This is a genomic window from Limibacterium fermenti, from assembly GCF_041902845.1.
In the GTDB taxonomy this organism is placed as follows: Bacteria; Bacteroidota; Bacteroidia; order Bacteroidales; family Dysgonomonadaceae; genus Limibacterium; species Limibacterium fermenti.
The window spans coordinates 1,329,729-1,346,613 of the sequence record NZ_CP159486.1; the positions used below are offsets into that span (position 1 = coordinate 1,329,729).

The 16,885-nt window shown below is 41.8% G+C and carries 16 protein-coding genes and 1 tRNA gene; 7 read left to right on the top strand and 10 right to left on the bottom strand.

What is annotated here, in order from left to right; translation table 11 throughout:
• Positions 1-15: 15 nt before the first annotated feature.
• Both rpmA and ABNK31_RS06165 read left to right on the top strand, forming a co-directional pair.
• On the top strand, positions 16-285 hold the full coding sequence (gene rpmA / locus ABNK31_RS06160) for a 50S ribosomal protein L27 (RefSeq protein WP_418894805.1): 270 nt from the start codon (positions 16-18) through the stop codon (positions 283-285).
• 219 nt (positions 286-504) lie between these two features.
• Positions 505-1,728 (top strand): HD domain-containing protein, encoded by a 1,224-nt coding sequence (locus ABNK31_RS06165; protein ID WP_418894806.1) that lies wholly within the window; start codon positions 505-507, stop codon positions 1,726-1,728.
• 17 nt (positions 1,729-1,745) lie between these two features.
• Here ABNK31_RS06165 and ABNK31_RS06170 read toward each other — a convergent pair whose 3' ends face one another.
• The 5 genes from ABNK31_RS06170 to purB all read right to left on the bottom strand — a co-directional run bounded on the left by ABNK31_RS06170 (position 1,746) and on the right by purB (position 8,711).
• On the bottom strand, positions 1,746-2,228 hold the full coding sequence (locus tag ABNK31_RS06170; RefSeq protein ID WP_418894807.1) for a YbaN family protein: 483 nt from the start codon (positions 2,226-2,228) through the stop codon (positions 1,746-1,748).
• A gap of 550 nt (positions 2,229-2,778) precedes the next feature.
• Positions 2,779-4,566 (bottom strand): translation elongation factor 4, encoded by a 1,788-nt coding sequence (lepA, locus tag ABNK31_RS06175; RefSeq protein ID WP_418894808.1) that lies wholly within the window; start codon positions 4,564-4,566, stop codon positions 2,779-2,781.
• Positions 4,567-4,658: 92 nt separating this feature from the next.
• Positions 4,659-6,056: an asparagine--tRNA ligase gene (gene asnS, locus ABNK31_RS06180; RefSeq protein ID WP_418894809.1), complete on the bottom strand. Its 1,398-nt coding sequence runs from the start codon at positions 6,054-6,056 to the stop codon at positions 4,659-4,661.
• 53 nt (positions 6,057-6,109) lie between these two features.
• A complete protein-coding gene (locus tag ABNK31_RS06185; protein ID WP_418894810.1) occupies positions 6,110-7,225 on the bottom strand; it encodes a pseudouridine synthase in 1,116 nt (371 codons plus the stop codon).
• A gap of 142 nt (positions 7,226-7,367) precedes the next feature.
• A complete protein-coding gene (purB, locus tag ABNK31_RS06190) occupies positions 7,368-8,711 on the bottom strand; it encodes an adenylosuccinate lyase (RefSeq protein ID WP_418894811.1) in 1,344 nt (447 codons plus the stop codon).
• A gap of 328 nt (positions 8,712-9,039) precedes the next feature.
• Between purB and ABNK31_RS06195 the strand changes: the two genes are divergently transcribed.
• Positions 9,040-9,114: transfer RNA gene (locus tag ABNK31_RS06195), tRNA-Val, on the top strand.
• 238 nt (positions 9,115-9,352) lie between these two features.
• On the opposite strand, the gene ABNK31_RS06200 is transcribed toward ABNK31_RS06195, so the two are convergent.
• Positions 9,353-9,724, bottom strand: coding sequence for a winged helix-turn-helix transcriptional regulator (locus ABNK31_RS06200; protein ID WP_418894812.1), 372 nt, complete (start codon positions 9,722-9,724; stop codon positions 9,353-9,355).
• A 124-nt stretch (positions 9,725-9,848) separates the two neighbouring features.
• Here ABNK31_RS06200 and ABNK31_RS06205 point away from each other — a divergent pair, with 124 nt between their 5' ends.
• Positions 9,849-10,643: an SDR family oxidoreductase gene (locus tag ABNK31_RS06205; RefSeq protein ID WP_418894813.1), complete on the top strand. Its 795-nt coding sequence runs from the start codon at positions 9,849-9,851 to the stop codon at positions 10,641-10,643.
• An 18-nt stretch (positions 10,644-10,661) separates the two neighbouring features.
• Entirely contained in the window at positions 10,662-11,003 is a 342-nt protein-coding gene (locus ABNK31_RS06210; protein ID WP_321579713.1) for a nuclear transport factor 2 family protein, read from the top strand.
• Positions 11,004-11,153: 150 nt separating this feature from the next.
• Here the strand turns inward: ABNK31_RS06210 and ABNK31_RS06215 are convergent, their stop codons facing one another.
• The 4 genes from ABNK31_RS06215 to ABNK31_RS06230 are packed head-to-tail and all read right to left on the bottom strand — an operon-like array spanning position 11,154 to position 13,815.
• Positions 11,154-11,627: a hypothetical protein gene (locus ABNK31_RS06215; RefSeq protein WP_418894814.1), complete on the bottom strand. Its 474-nt coding sequence runs from the start codon at positions 11,625-11,627 to the stop codon at positions 11,154-11,156.
• 37 nt (positions 11,628-11,664) lie between these two features.
• Complete coding sequence (locus ABNK31_RS06220) at positions 11,665-12,078, bottom strand: hypothetical protein (RefSeq protein WP_321579430.1); 414 nt, start codon at positions 12,076-12,078, stop codon at positions 11,665-11,667.
• Between the two features lie 53 nt (positions 12,079-12,131).
• A complete protein-coding gene (locus ABNK31_RS06225) occupies positions 12,132-12,683 on the bottom strand; it encodes an RNA polymerase sigma factor (protein WP_418894815.1) in 552 nt (183 codons plus the stop codon).
• Positions 12,684-12,726: 43 nt separating this feature from the next.
• On the bottom strand, positions 12,727-13,815 hold the full coding sequence (locus ABNK31_RS06230) for a tetratricopeptide repeat protein (protein WP_418894816.1): 1,089 nt from the start codon (positions 13,813-13,815) through the stop codon (positions 12,727-12,729).
• A 169-nt stretch (positions 13,816-13,984) separates the two neighbouring features.
• Here ABNK31_RS06230 and prmA point away from each other — a divergent pair, with 169 nt between their 5' ends.
• Positions 13,985-14,824 carry a 50S ribosomal protein L11 methyltransferase gene (gene prmA / locus ABNK31_RS06235; protein WP_418894817.1) on the top strand — a complete coding sequence of 280 codons (840 nt, stop codon included), beginning with the start codon at positions 13,985-13,987 and terminating at the stop codon, positions 14,822-14,824.
• A 197-nt stretch (positions 14,825-15,021) separates the two neighbouring features.
• On the top strand, positions 15,022-16,692 hold the full coding sequence (locus tag ABNK31_RS06240; protein ID WP_418894818.1) for a putative transporter: 1,671 nt from the start codon (positions 15,022-15,024) through the stop codon (positions 16,690-16,692).
• Positions 16,693-16,885 lie beyond the last annotated feature (193 nt).

The window sequence follows — 16,885 nt, forward strand, 5'->3', positions numbered from 1 at the left end:
GAAGGAGAAAAAGAAATGGCACATAAAAAAGGTGTAGGTAGTTCAAAGAACGGTCGCGAATCGGAAAGTAAGCGATTAGGCGTAAAAGTATTCGGAGGTGAAGCGGCAAAAGCCGGCAATATTTTGGTAAGACAGCGTGGCACGGTTCATCATCCCGGTGAAAATGTAGGTATCGGTAAAGATCACACATTGTTCGCTTTAATTGACGGTGTGGTCGTTTTCCGCAAAAGAAGAAATAACCGTTCGTTTGTATCGGTGTTTCCCAGCTCGGAAGCACAGGCCTGAATGTTGTATTAAAACGGTTAAAATAGACTTTAAACCATAAAGTTATCGTTTTTTAGTTGATAAAATGAAAACAACCGGCTTTTTATAAGTCCGGTTGTTTTTCTTTATTTTAGCGCGAGCCGTTTCCTATAAATACTTTTGAAAACGCATTTATACAATCATTATTTTCTTTATCTTTACATCGTTTTCAACATTCATTCTTATTATCTACCTGTATATATGTTGCAAAAGCGCAAGATTATTAACGATCCCGTATTCGGGTTTATCAACATCCCGAACGATTTTATCTATGCAATTATTCAGCATCCTTACCTGCAACGGTTAAACCGCATCCGTCAATTGGGAGTAGCGGCTTTCGTATATCCCGGGGCGCAACATACGCGTTTCCATCACTCTATCGGCGCGATGTATTTGATGAATGAAGCGCTATCGAATTTGAAAATGAAGGGGCTTCACATATCGGAAGAGGAATCCGACGGCGCTTTAGCGGCTATTTTGTTGCATGATGTCGGTCATGGCCCTTTCTCGCATGTGTTGGAACAAACCTTGGTGCAAGATGTACGGCATGAAAAGATCTCTCTTTTGATGATGCAGAAATTGAATGCGTTATGGAACGGGAAATTGACTACCGCCATCGAAATATTTAAAGATACGTATCCCAAACGCTTTCTTCACCAGTTGGTGAGCGGACAGTTGGATGTGGACAGACTGGATTACTTGCGGCGCGACAGTTTTTTTACGGGTGTCGTAGAAGGGAATATCGGGTCGGCGCGCATTATTAAGATGCTCGATGTGAAGAATGATAAGTTGGTGGTCGAGTCGAAGGGCATTTACTCTCTGGAGAATTTTTTGTTGGCGCGCCGTTTGATGTATTGGCAGGTTTATCTGCATAAAACCGCGGTGGGAGCGGAAAAAATGCTCATCAATACGCTGAAGAGAGCGAAAGAATTATCGCACGATGGGCATCGTTTGTTTGCTTCTCCAGCTCTGGAATATTTTTTGCGCAATGATATTTCGATAGATAACTTTGAAGAGAGTAACGAAGCGTTTGATTCTTTTATTTCTCTTGATGATAATGATATATGGGTATCGTTAAAAGCTTGGTGTACCTATCCGGATGTGGTCTTATCGGCTTTGAGCAGGGGATTGGTCGACCGGAATTTGTTTAAGATTGAAATTAGCCCCGAACCACCGGATGAGGCCAAAAAAGAATTGTTATTAGAGGAATATTGCCGCAAATATGGTATTTCGGCCCATGAGGCGTCGTACTTTATCGCTTCGGAGATGCTGGTTACCGATATGTATAATGAAAATGACGACAGTATCGATATCCTGTATAAAGACGGATCGGTGAAGGATATTGCCGTCGCTTCGGATATGTTTAATATTGAACTGCTTTCGAAGAAAATCGAAAAGTACTATTTTGCCTATTTGAGGGATTGACAAAAGAGGATACGGATTTATGATTTTTCCGGATGGTCATCGATGGCCGTCGGAACGATAAACCATACGACCAGCGAGCCGATTAGGCCGAGTGAAAGGATGGCAACGCGAATAGAAATAATTTGAATGACCACGAAGGAAGAGAACAGTACCATAGCCGTCATAAAAGCGATCACCCCCATTTTTCCTTTTCGTGTAATGCCTTTGCGGCGTTGATAATTTTTTATGCGCGGGCCCAATATTTTATTATTTAGCAGCCATCTGTAGAGCTTTTCAGAACTCCGGGCATACAATGCGGCCGATAAAAGGGCAAAGGGTGTTACCGGCAGCCCGGGTACAAAAATACCCAAAATCGCTAAGATGAGCGCCACCGTACCTCCTATGGAATACAAAGCTCTTACAATTTTGTTCTTTTTGATCTGCAACTCCATTTCTTCCGCCCGGGAAATAGTGACTTCTTTGCTGATCGAGAGGTTATTCTGCCGCGGTTTATTGATCATATATAAATTTTTTTCTGTGGATGGAAGTGTAAAGATAATCAAAATAGTAACGGATTCCACCGAAAGCTACGAAAAATATCCTTGTACTTCTCCGAAAGTGTGCCTGAAACCCCTGCATGTCGTCGTATTGGTACGATGGGTTGCCACAAACCCGGGGACGTCATCGTATTAGTACGAAAGGTTGCCACAAACCCGGGGACGCCGTCGTATTGGTACGACGGGCTGCCACAAACCCGGGGATGGCGTCGTATTAGTACGACGGGTTGCCACAAACCCGGGGACGTCGTCGTATTGGTACGACGGGTTGCCGCAAACCCGGGGATGGCGTCGTATTAGTACGACGGGTTGCCACAAACCCGGGGATGCTGTCGTATTAGTACGACGGGTTCCCACAAACCCGGGCATGGCGTCGTACTTGTACGACGGGTTGCCGCAAAATCACGGAAAGCCGCTGTCAATCTTCGCAATAGTCCCTAAAGATATGGGTTTGGCAATGGTTTTGTCGAAGGGTCTGAATCCATTAGACGGGGGTAGGGAGTATCGTATTCTCTCAATCCAGTTTGAGTACGGCAAGGAAAGCTTTTTGAGGGATTTCTACGTTTCCGATCTGCTTCATGCGCTTTTTCCCTTCCTTTTGTTTTTCGAGCAATTTTCGTTTACGTGAAATATCGCCCCCATAACACTTCGCCGTCACATCTTTCCGGACGGCTTTGATGGTTTCGCGCGCAATAATTTTGGCTCCGATAGCTGCCTGTATGGCGATATCGAATTGTTGGCGCGGAATCAATTCTTTTAGTTTTTCGCACATCCGGCGTCCGAAAGATTGAGCGTTGTCGAAATGCGTCAAGGTGGAAAGCGCGTCTACCGGTTCGGCGTTGAGTAGTATATCGAGCTTTACCAGTTTTGAAGGCCTGAAATCATGCAAATGATAGTCAAACGAAGCATATCCTTTCGAAACGCTTTTCAGTTTGTCGTAAAAGTCGATGACAATCTCGCCCAAAGGAAGGTCGAAAATAATCTCCACTCGATCGCCCGATATATAGTTTTGCGTTACCAGTACGCCGCGTTTCCCGAGGCAAAGTGTCATAATGGGCCCCAAATATGTCGTGCTTGTGATGACCGACGCGCGTATAAAGGGCTCCTCGATCCGCTCGATAAGCGTGGCGTCGGGCAATCCTGCCGGATTATGCACTTCTTTCATGCTCCCTTTTTTGTCATACACCCGGTAAGATACGTTGGGGACGGTGGTGATGACATCCATATTGAATTCACGCTCCAAGCGTTCCTGGACGATTTCCATGTGAAGCAAGCCCAAGAATCCGCAACGGAATCCAAAACCCAGCGCAACCGACGATTCGGGCTGGAAGGTGAGCGACGCATCGTTCAGTTGCAACTTCTCAAGGGACGAGCGCAAGTTCTCGAAGTCCTCGCTTTCAATAGGATATACGCCGGCGAAGACCATCGGTTTCACTTCTTCGAATCCATCGATAGCTTTGTCGCATGGACGCTTCACATGCGTGATCGTATCGCCTACTTTGACTTCTGTAGCCGTCTTGATGCCTGAAATGATATATCCTACATCGCCGCATTCCACGCGCTCTTTGGGGATCATATCCAAGCGCAGGATCCCTACTTCATCGGCTTCGTATTCTTTTTCGGTAGCGACGAATTTTACTTGTTCGCCTTTAGCGATACTGCCGTTTAAAATTTTGTAATAGGCGATGATTCCTCGAAAGGAATTGAATACCGAGTCGAATATCAGGGCTTGCAAAGGTGCATCGGGATCTCCTCCCGGTGCGGGGACTCTTTCGACAATCGCTTTGAGTATTTCGGGGATGCCGATACCGGTTTTTCCGCTCGCACGGATAATATCCTTCCGCGGAATTCCCAAGAGGTCTACAATCTGGTCCTCCACTTCATCGGGCATGGCGCTGTCCAAATCGACTTTGTTCAATACCGGAATGATTTCCAAATCTTGTTCGATAGCCATGTAGAGATTCGATATTGTTTGCGCCTGAATGCCTTGAGCGGCATCCACCACCAACAAGGCCCCTTCGCATGCGGCGATGGAACGCGAAACCTCATACGAAAAATCTACGTGCCCCGGCGTATCGATCAGATTCAACGTGTATTTTTCTCCTTCATACTCATAGATCATCTGGATGGCATGGCTTTTGATCGTGATACCCCGTTCACGTTCCAAATCCATATCGTCGAGCAATTGATTTTGGAGCTTTTTACCGTCAAGCGTATGAGTGAACTCGAGCAATCTATCGGCCAGCGTGCTTTTTCCGTGATCGATATGAGCAATAATGCAGAAATTACGTATATTCTTCATTCGCGAATGATATAATCAAAAACAATCAATATCTACTAATTGACAATTAGTAATTAGTAATTAGTAATTTGTAATTAGTATTGGTAATTTATTTAAAACTCCGCGTTATTAGGAGTCCGGGGGAAAGGAATCACGTCACGGATATTGGTCATGCCCGTCACAAAAAGCATTAAGCGCTCAAATCCCAATCCGAAGCCTGCATGTGGAGCGGTACCGAATTTACGCGTTTCGATATACCACCATATCGGGTCGATATTCATGCCGGTTTCCTTCACCCGTTGCATCAGTTTGTCGTAATTTTCCTCGCGTTCCGATCCTCCGATAATTTCTCCGATCTTCGGAAAGAGCACGTCCATGGCGCGGACCGTCTTTCCATCGTCATTTTGTTTCATATAGAAAGACTTGATTTCCTTCGGATAATCGGTCAGGATAACCGGACGCTTGAAATGCTTTTCCACCAGATAACGTTCATGTTCCGACTGTAAGTCCGTCCCCCAATGTACCGGGAATTCGAATGTATGTCCTGATTCTTCCAATATTTTGACACCCTCGCCATAGCTTAGGCGTACAAAATCATTCTCCACCACAAATTTTAACCGGTCGGGAAGTTCTTCGTCATACATCTTTGCGAGGAATTCGATATCGTCTTTACAGTGTTCCAACGCATAGCGGATGAGGTATTTCAAGAAATCCTCCGCCAAATCCATATTGTCGTGGATATCATAAAAAGCCACTTCCGGTTCGATCATCCAGAATTCCGCCAAATGACGGGGTGTGTTGGAATTTTCGGCTCGGAACGTCGGTCCGAACGTATAAATCGCTCCGAGAGACATGGCGCCCAATTCTCCCTCGAGCTGCCCGGAAACGGTGAGGTTGGTCTGCCGGCCGAAAAAATCTTTTGAGTAATCGATGCTCCCATCCTCTGTTTTAGGCACATTGTTCAAATTAAAGGAGGTCACTTCGAACATTGCTCCGGCGCCCTCGGCATCCGAACCGGTGATGATAGGAGTATGGAAATAATAAAATCCGCGGTCGTTGAAATACTGATGGATGGCGAACGACATGTGGTGGCGCATCCTGAATATTGCTCCGAACGTATTTGTCCGCGGGCGCAGATATGCAATTTCCCGTAAAAACTCCAGCGAGTGCCCTTTCTTTTGCAAAGGGTAAGTTGCCGGATCGGCGGTTCCGTAAATTTCCATCTCTTCCGCCTGAACCTCTACGGTTTGTCCCTTTCCTTGCGAGGCGACCAGTTTTCCGTTTACACTTAATGACGCTCCGGTAGTAATGGGCTTGAGGAAATCTTCTCCGAATTTTTCCATCTCGATTACTACTTGTAGGTTGTGGATAGTAGAGCCGTCGTTTATTGCGACGAAACTTACGTTTTTATTTCCCCTACGGGTGCGCACCCATCCTTTTATATTAATTTCTTCACCTATTTTTTCCGGTGATAAAGCATCAGCGATTTTTGTCCGTTTTCGTTGTTTCATCTAATCTTTAATCAATCTCCCTCATCAATCTTTTTTCAATCTTGCATCGATCTCTAATCGAAAGCCCCCATACGAAGCATATTGACTTCTTGTTCGGTCAGATAACGCCATCTGCCGCGCGAGAGACCTTTTTTGGTTAAACCGGCGAAATAAACCCTGTCCAGTTTCAGTACGCGGTAACCCAGTTTTTCGAACATACGACGGACTACACGGTTTCTTCCCGAATGGATTTCTACACCGACTTGAGCTAAATCTTCTTCACTGACATAACTGATAGCATCGGCATGAATTTCCCCGTCCTCCAGGTCTATTCCGTCGGCCATAGCTTGCATGTGCTCCATTGCCACCGGTTTATCGAGCCAAACCTGATAGATTTTACGTTTTTCGTATTTCGGATGGGTTAGTTTCGACGCCAGGTCTCCGTCGTTGGTAAGAAGCAATACGCCGGTGGTCGCCCTGTCGAGTCTACCTACCGGATAAATCCGTTCCGAGCAGGCGCTTTTAACCAGTTCCATTACGGTTTTCCGGTTTTCCGGATCATCGGTGGTCGTGACGAACCCTTTCGGTTTGTTTAAAAGGACGTATACCTTACTCTCCAATCTGATCGGTTGATCATGGAACATTACCTCATCGGCACGCGTAATTTTAGTACCCAATTCGGTAATCACTTCTCCATTTACTTTTACCACACCCGCCTGGATAAATTCATCGGCTTCACGACGAGAGCAAACTCCCGCATTCGCCAAATATTTATTTAAGCGGATCGGAGCGTTCGGATCGGCATTCTCCTTATATTTAACCTGTTTGAAAGGCTTTTTCTTTTTGATTTTCTTCTTTTTTTGATTATTGCCACCCATACCGCTTTTGTTACGCGGATCGTACCCTTTACCATCGTGTCTTTTACCGCCTCCGTATGGTCCGGAGCCCGATTGTGCAATGCGATCGCCAACGCGCGGACGGCGTTTTCTGGGAGCATGCATACCGCTTCCGTTTTCTGTGTTGTCTTGTGATTCCCTGAAAGATGATTGTGACGGCCTTTCAGCATAATCATTACTGTCTTGTGGTAATCGTCTTTCATTACCATAACTTCTGTTAGAAGAAGAGTGTCTCTCATTGTTCGCGTTGCCGTATATGTTTTTTTCGCGCGAATCTTCGTTGTTTGTTCCCATTTTCCTTCGTTCTTTTTAATTTTCTACTATAACCTCACGGTTGTTATTAATCGAATATTTAACCTAAAACATTACGATAGAGCCCTTTTTATAGGGTTATCAGAATTGATCTTCTCTTTAAAGTATATATAAATAAGCCTGTTTAAATTCCAATATAATTTTCCGGAGTAATTGCCCTTAATTTTTCTTTTATAGGTTCCTCCACATTTAACGTATCGATAAATGTTTCAATACTCTCTTTAGTTATATGTTTATTGGTGCGGGTCAATGCTTTGAGTGCTTCATACGGATGAGGGTATCCCTCCCGCCTCAATATTGTTTGAATTCCCTCTGCAATAACCGCCCAATTATTATCCAAATCTTTTCGAATCGTTTCTTGATTCAATAACAATTTATTCAGTCCTTTTGTTGTACTTTTTATGGCAATTAATCCATGTGCCAAAGGGATGCCGATATTCCGAATGACTGTCGAGTCGGTCAAATCGCGTTGCAAACGCGAGACCGGTAATTTTGCCGATAAATGTTCCAACACAGCATTTGCCAATCCCAGATTGCCTTCCGCATTTTCAAAATCGATCGGATTTACCTTGTGTGGCATAGCCGAAGAGCCCACTTCTCCCGGTTTAATGTTTTGTTTAAAATATTCCAGAGAAATGTATTGCCACATATCGCGGTTTAAATCGATCAAGATGGTGTGGATACGCTTTATGGCGTCGAATCCTTCCGATAACGTATCGTAATTCGAGATCTGAGTCGTCCATTGCTCGCGTTCCAATCCTAATTTTTCTTGAAGAAAACGGTCAGCAAAGTGTTTCCAGTCCACATCGGGATAGGCCGCATAATGTGCATTGAAATTACCGGTGGCGCCACCGAATTTGCCTTTTACCGGAATACTCTTTAAGGAGTCTATCTGGTTGCGTAGACGATAGGCGAACACCTTTATTTCTTTGCCCAAGCGGGTGGGAGAGGCGGGCTGTCCGTGTGTGCGAGCGAGCATAGGGATATCTTTCCATTCCTGCGAATAGGTATCCAATAATGCGCACAATTCCTCCAGTTGGGGAATATAAATCGATTCCAAAGCGTTTTTCCACATTAATGGAGTAGCCGTATTGTTGATATCTTGAGAAGTTAATCCGAAATGGATAAATTCTTTATAGTCGGATAATCCGATGTTATCGAATTTTTCTTTCAGAAAATATTCCACCGCTTTGACATCGTGGTTGATTTCCTTTTCAATATCCTTGATACGAAAAGCATCTTCTTCGGAGAAACGGGTAAGAATCCCTTCCAGTCTATCAAGTTTATCTTTGTCTATATTGTTCAAAGGAGGAATTTCGGATTCGCAAAGAAAGAGGAAATACGCAATTTCGACCTGGGTGCGATATTTTATTAAAGCATATTCCGAAAAATAAAATGCCAGTTCCTTTGTTTTATTTCGATATCTTCCATCAATAGGAGAAATAGCTGTAAGTTCGTCAAGTTTCATTTCGAGAGTATCGTTCTTTTTAAATAAATGGAGAATTGTAGAAAATCACTTTTCTATCAATTTCTCATAATCATGTGCTTATTTCAGAATTTGTTTTGTTCATCAAAGAGTCTTTCAGGAATCTTAGATTCCCATCTTTGAAATTTGAACAATTTGTGACTTCTTTTTCAAATGTTTATAACCTGCACTTGATTTTCCAATCGGATGTACAAAAGTAAGGATAATTCTAGTATCCTGAAAATTTTCAGAAAAAAAATATCAAATATTTTGCACGTAAAGAAAAAGGGTGTATCTTTGCACCGCTTTTGAAAACAAAAGGTACAATAAAGGGCGTTTAGCTCAGCTGGTTCAGAGCATCTGCCTTACAAGCAGAGGGTCGGGGGTTCGAATCCCTCAACGCCCACTTTAAAAATCAAGCACTTGTCGATATTTTCGGTGAGTGCTTTATTCTTATGCACACAAAATTCACACAAAGACAGGATCAACCCAAAAAGTTGTGGATAGATTCTAAATACATTACTTTTGTACCATGAAAACAGGATACGAGCTATTATTGCCGGAATAAGCCTGTTTTTGACGAATAACCTTGCAAATTCCTTGTAAATTTTGCGTTTAAAAACTACGGTACTTATCCGCTCAAGTTAGTCAGTAGATAATTGACCTAATTGTTTCAATATTAGATGCCGTAAACGTTCCTGATGTTCATCTCCCCATTGTCCTAACACAGAAAGAACAGGGATTAATGTCTCTCCGAATTCGGTTAGGCTATATTCTACTTTGGGAGGAACTACCGGATAAATCTTTTTTGTGATTAATTCGTGTTCTTCCAATTCCTTCAACTGTATGTTCAGGACTCTGCGGGAAGCATCGGGTATTTTACGTTGTAACTCACTTGGGCGTTTATACCCCTCATGGATAAACCACAATAAACGGATTTTCCATTTGCCATAAAGGACCACCCCAATTAAGTCAAGACCACAATTCAAACTTAATGGAATCTTTCTTTCATACATAGTGCAAATATACCCATATATTCAAAATTGCACAATAGGGGAATAATTTATCCCTATCTGAATCGTTTTTCCGTACTTGCATGAACTTGGTATATAACCTAACTTTGCATCAAAAGACTGAGATATGGAACAAAGATTTAGTTTTGATAATGAACTATCCGGCAAAATAGCATTGGTTACAGGTGGAACAAAAGGAGCCGGAAAAGCAATTGCGGAACGATTGCTAAAGGCAGGGGCAACCGTTGTTATTACAGCGAGAAATGAACCGAAAGAGAAAAATTCGAACCTGCATTTCATTCCGGCAGATTTAAGTAAAGCGAAAGGAACTCAAAAAGTAGTAGATGCGATTTTAATGAAATTCGGGAAGCTCGATATTTTAGTAAATAACCTTGGTGCTTCTGAGACACAGGGTGGGGGCTTTGCTGTACTGACGGATGAAGATTGGGAAACGACGATTAAAACCAACTTACTTGCACCTGTCCGTTTAGACAGAGGATTTTTACCGCAAATGATAGAACGAGGTAACGGCGTTATTATTCATATTGCATCCATTCAGGGAAGATTGCCTTTGTATGATTCGACCTTGCCTTATGCCGCAGCCAAAGCGGGATTGATTAATTACAGCAAAGGTCTATCCAAAGAGGTTTCTCCTAAAGGAATTCGTGTATTGACTGTTTCACCCGGCTGGATTATGACTGATTCTGCTATCCGGATGATGCAACGAATTGCAGAAAGTTCAAATATCACGGTAGAGCAAGCTTCACAAAGGGTGATGGATGCATTGGGCGGAATACCTATCGGAAGACCAGCCCAACCTGAAGATGTTGCGGAACTTGTCGGCTTTTTAGTCTCGCCCCGAGCCGGATACCTGACAGGAACAGAATACATAATTGATGGCGGGACTATTCCCACAATATAACAACTTAAAATAAAAACAATGGAATTAAAATTACCGAAAGTCGTTTTAGACTTGTTGACAGCACAGAAGAATTATGACAGTGATGCCTATGCCGACTGTTTCTCAGAAACAGCACTTGTCATTGACGAAGAAAAAGAGTATAAAGGTAAAAAGGCAATAAGGGATTGGATTGAAAATGCCAATCAACAATTCAACACAACAATGGAGCCAACTAAATATTCAGAAACCGATTCAAAGGCTATTATTACCGCGGTTGTCTCAGGAGATTTTGACGGAAGCCCGGTCGCTTTGGATTATCATCTGGAAACTGAGGATAATAAGATTGCCCGTTTAGAAATTACGCTCAGCAATGCTGAATAAATGAAAAGAAGAAGGACTGATACAATATACCTAATTCATATTGCTCAATCCTTTTTCTATATTCTATATTGTTGAATACCTAAAAATTCAGACAGGTAGATAGATAATGAAAAGGAATAAGGTTTTTAATCATCGCCCTTGCATTCTTGATTATTTCTTGCCGCGAGCTTTGTGTTGCCCTTGTCGAAACTTTGTAATTTCAACTTGCATAAATGTTTTTTCGGCTTGTTGAGCCTTATAGAGTTTCTCCGGTGAAAGTACCTTCTCAAATTTTTCGGAGTATTCTTTGTCTAACTCAGCCTCTCTTAGTTTTACCTCTACGTCATTTTCTAATAACGCTCTGTATTGCTCGTCCGACATATTGGCATTCTCTCTTTTCATCTTTTGTATTTTATCGCGGTGTTGCTTGTAAAGTTCCAGCTTCTTTTTCGATAATTCGCCATTCAAAGGGAAATATTTTTCGGATTCGGTTTGAGAGAGGGCTGCCTCTTTACGGATATACTCCATTTTCCGTTTCTCGAATTCGGCGACATTCATTTTTTTCGTGTCTTGTGCCGAAACAACGAAGAAAACAAACCACAAAACAAATAAGCTACATCCCGGCAATATATATTTTTTTCTCATAATTTTGATCTTTCGTATGCTATCGTAATTCTTAAACTCAATTTAAAGTACCGCTATAGATATATTCGTAATAACCGTCGTTTATCATTTGATCTTCTAAATATTGAAAGAACTCTTCTTCGGATATTTGCACGGACGACCAGAACTTGTCGCTCTCATGTGCTGCTACCGACGGCATATCCGAGGATGAGGGCGGTAGCAAAGGATTAACGAACTTATCGGAGAATAATTGTATGGAAAAAAACAAAATGATACATGCGGCAGCTACATATAACCAGGTTTTTATCCTATTGGAGCGAACGACCGGAACGCTTGGAGAAAGGACGTCGTTTTCTTGAAGAGGTAATTTTTTCATTATCTCATCATTAAATTGATGAAAATAATTATTGGGAATTTTGAAAGGATTTTTTGATTTATCGAACTCTTCCAGCTTGTTAAATTTTGTTTCCATATCTTTTGTTTTTGCGCCGCACTGTTAAATGGACTAAGAGCATAAACGAAGGTTTAATGAACGTTGGATAAAAATGCCTCAATTTTTTTGACTGCATGGTGATAAGAGGCTTTTAATGCGCCGACCGAAGTTCCGAGGATATCGGACATTGTCTCATATTTCATTTCTTCAAAATATTTCATTTGAAAAACCAACCGTTGTTTATCGGGGAGAGTGAGTATGGCTTTTTGCAACAGCTTTTGGGCTTCATCTCCATCAAAATATTCATCTCCTTCTAACGTATTCAACAGGAAAGAGTCTTCTTCATCTACCGAGATGTTATTTTGCGCCCGTTTCTTATTAATAAAGGTAATGCTTTCATTTATTGCAATGCGATAAAGCCATGTGGAGAGCTTGGAATCACCTCTGAAATTGTTGATATTCGTCCATGCCTTAATGAATACGTCTTGAAGAATGTCATTGGTGTCATCATGAGAAATTACCATCTTCCGAATCTGCCAATAAAGACGTTCGCTAAATTCTTTAACAAGTTTGGCAAAAGCCTGTTGTTGAGTCTTTGGGTTTCGTAACTCATTGAGTAATCTCTCTTGGTCAAATTTTTCCATATATTATTGAACTTGGAAAGCAAAGATACTTAAGTTTCCGAACTTATGTATCGGGATTGTCGCCTTTTTCAAACCAACGAATAAAATTGCGGGCTTTATTAGGATTGTTTTTCCACCAAGCTAAAGATTCGGGGAAATAAGAAGAGCTGATATACCGGCAATAAATGTCATAATATTCGGAATTGGCAATATAAGAAAAGAAGGGGACATAGAAATTCCAGAATATCCCTTCTTTAGAACTGTTATTTTCTTTCTCCAAGACTTTAAGTATGGCTTCATTCACCTCTTTAAAGCAGATATATAAGTTCTCATTTTCGGAAATTTGTGTAAGGGAGTCTAATGTGTGGGTAATGGCACTATAAACAAAATTACGATTTAACCCGTCGACAATGCTAAGCGGAGGAATTTCGCTTGCATTCTGATTGTTTTCTCCTTGATTGCGCATCAGTTGCTGTTGTATGAAAGAGCGTTCCACCGGTTTATCGGAAGCCGGTTTTACCCGCATCGTTTGGAGCATTTCTTCGAAAGCATTTTTCGATCGTTGGCTGTCGGGTTCGAGCAAAAGAAACATTTGAAAAGAAAAAATACTTTGAACCCAATATTTTTTACTGTTTAAGGTGTAAGCGTACAGCAAGTAAGCGCCACTATGTGTTTTATCCAGATCGATAGCTCTTTTGACATGCGTTAAGGCGTTATCGAGATCCCTTTTTTTGTAATAATTCAAGGCCAAGTTAAAATGAAGCAGATATTCATCTCCGTTTCTTTGTAATCCGTCCTTCAAAAGCTGTATGGCTTCGTCAATCATATCCATCTCTGCCAATGCTTCACTCTTCACGGCATACGCTCCGACCGATAGTTCCTTATTGTTGGAATTAATTACCTTGGTACTGTATTCCGATGCCTTTTTATAGTCTTTGAGTTGAAGATAAGACAACGACATTTCGTAGACGGCCTGATTCGACTTCGGATCGATTTTCAAAGCTTCTTGATATTTTTCAATTGCTTTTTTATACTCTGCCGCATCGTGCAACTCAACACCCTGTTGAATAATTTCCTGAACGTTGTTATTCTGCGCATTTAGAAGAGAAAAGACGAAAATTGAAAAGAATAGAGATAAAACAATCGTTTTCATTATCTGTTTTTTTGATTGGATAAAAATAAAACAAAAAAAGGAATCTTCCGGTGCTATCTGCAAAAAGATGCTCGTTTGTAACAATTGTAAACAATTAAACCGGAAAATAAATACGTTTTTACATATTTTGCGACGATTAAATGCTACTTTTGTCCTTTCAATTAAACAAATGAAATATATTCAAGCAGTTTTTGAGTGTGACCCAAACACCGAAGTGGTGAGGGATATATTAGCAGATGCTTTGGCTAAAACCGGTTTTGAGAGTTTTCTTTCTTCGGACAACGGGTTGGATGCGTTTGCTCCGTTTCCTTCTTATTCAAAAGAATCGGTGGAGCGTATCATCAATGATTTTATCATTCCCGCGAATATACAGTATACCGTAAGGGAATTGGAAGACAGGAATTGGAACGAGGAGTGGGAGAAAAACTACTTTGAGCCGATTGTTATCGGAAATAGTTGCATTATTTACAGTTCTTTCCATCACCCGCAAGGCGAATATCGATATCGTATCTTGATCGATCCCAAGATGGCATTCGGTACCGGACACCATCAAACGACTTCACTTGTTTTGGAGCAGTTGTTAACGATGGAACTGCTCGATAAATCCGTTCTCGATATGGGATGCGGTACCGGGGTGTTGGCTATTTTGGCATCCATGCGGGGAGCGCGCCGGGTGACGGCCATCGATATTGATGACTGGGCCTATGAGAATGCCTTGGAAAATATACGCCTTAATGGAATTCATTCTATAAACGTATATCAGGGTGGGGCGGAATTATTAGGGGCTGAAACCTATGAGGTGATTCTGGCCAATATTAATAAGAATATCCTTCTGCAAGATATTCCCGTTTATTCCTCCGTATTAAACAAGGATGGTCTTCTTATTACCAGTGGCTTTTATGAAGAAGACATACCGGAAATTCTCAAAATCTGCGAAACAAATAATCTGACTTTTATCGGTTTTTCCGAAAAAGATCATTGGGTGTGTATGTGTTGTCGGAAAATATAAATATTTAACGTCAAAATCGATTCTTTCCAATAGCCCGCTATTTGTTGCGAAACGAAAGCCCGGATCCATCAAAAAAGGACTAAAAAACACCGCATAAAAAAATTCAAAACAGTTTCTAAGTGTTGTTTTAAATTTTATTAATAGTATCTTTGCAACCATTTTGCTTAATCAACAGTATTTTGTCTTGATGTTTATATATGGAATGGTTGTATGATTTGATTTTTGGGAGCGGCATTGCTCACTCTATTCTTATTCTGGCTTTGGTTATTTCCAGCGGGCTTTTATTAGGAAAGATAAAGGTTTTCGGAATCTCACTCGGAAGTACCTGGATTCTTTTTTTCGGAATCTTTCTAGGACATTTTGGATTACAGCTTGAGCATGAGGTGTTGCATTTTATGAAAGAGTTCGGGCTTATTCTGTTTGTATATTCCATAGGAATGCAAGTAGGTCCCAGCTTCTTTTCTTCTTTCAAAGAGGGTGGAATTACACTCAATCTGCTAGCTACGGGTGTCGTTTTTTGTGGTGTTATAACAGCATACATTATTCACTTAATAACCGACGTGCCTATCGTTACCATGGTGGGTATTTTATCCGGTGCTGTAACAAATACGCCGGGGTTAGGAGCCGCCGAACAGACTTTTTACGATATTACAGGTGCCACCGATGATTCTATTGCGACTGCGTATGCGGTAGCCTATCCGTTAGGGGTGGTCGGGATTATCCTGATGTTGATATTCTTCCGCTACATTTTTAAAATTAACATAGATAAGGAAGCTTCCGATTTGGATGATCGGAATGACTCTAAAATGATAGAGGCGCAACGGTTTTCTTTACAAGTTAATAATCCGGCGATTTTCGGGAAAAAGATCTGCGATATTAAAAGACTCATAGAACGGGAATTTGTTATTTCGCGCGTATTGCGTGTCGAAACCGGAATGTTGACGGTTCCGCAGAATATGACACCGCTGTATGAAAATGACCGGGTGTTGGTTGTGTCGAATCTTAAAAATATAAATATGATCGAAGCCCTTATAGGGCCTCGGATTGAGATGGATAAGAGCGAATGGAATAAGTTCGATTCGCAGTTGGTTTCCCGCAGAATAGCGATCACCAAAGCGGAGATAAACGGGCGTTCTCTCGGAGATTTGAAACTCAGAAATCTTTATGGTATCAATATTACCCGTGTAAACCGGGCAGGTGTCGATTTGCTTGCCGATTCGAGACTTCAACTTCAACTGGGAGACCGGGTTACTGTCGTAGGAGCCGAAGAAGATATTGTAAACGTTCAGAAGTTCTTGGGAGATTCTCTAAAAAGATTGAGAGAGCCGAATTTGATTTCCATCTTTATCGGAATTGCTTTAGGTGTCTTTTTCGGAAGCATTCCTTTTATGATACCGGGAATTCCCCAACCCGTCAAGCTCGGCCTTGCCGGAGGACCTCTTATCGTTGCGATCCTTATCAGTAAATTCGGGCCCCGTTTAAAAATGGTCACGTATACTACCATGAGCGCTAATCTCATGTTACGTGAAATAGGGATCGCTATTTTTCTGGCTTGTGTGGGTCTTGGAGCCGGTGAGGGATTTGTCGATACACTAATGAATGGAGGTTATCAATGGATCGGTTATGGCATTATCATCACGATCGTGCCGTTGTTGATCATGGGGGTGTTGGGACGAAAGATATTCAAAATAAATTATCTGACCCTTATGGGGGTACTGTCGGGAAGCATGACCGACCCTCCCGCTCTGTCTTATGCGAACTTGATTGCGGGGAACGATGTGCCGGCGGTCAGCTATGCAACCGTATATCCCCTTACGATGTTTTTACGCGTCATCACGGCTCAACTAATGATTCTTATTTTTGTATAATGTCGGTCACTGTTTGAGGAGAATGACTCCTTTTCGGAAAGAGCAATCGTTTGCATGGCGCTTTCAGTATTTGAACGTTGCTAGGCGACCGTTTTATTTACGAAAGATTGTAGTTTTGCCTTGCGTGGAAATGGACTATCAGCTATTAGCCGTCAAGTAGCATGAGATGACAGAACGGACACTTAATAATGAA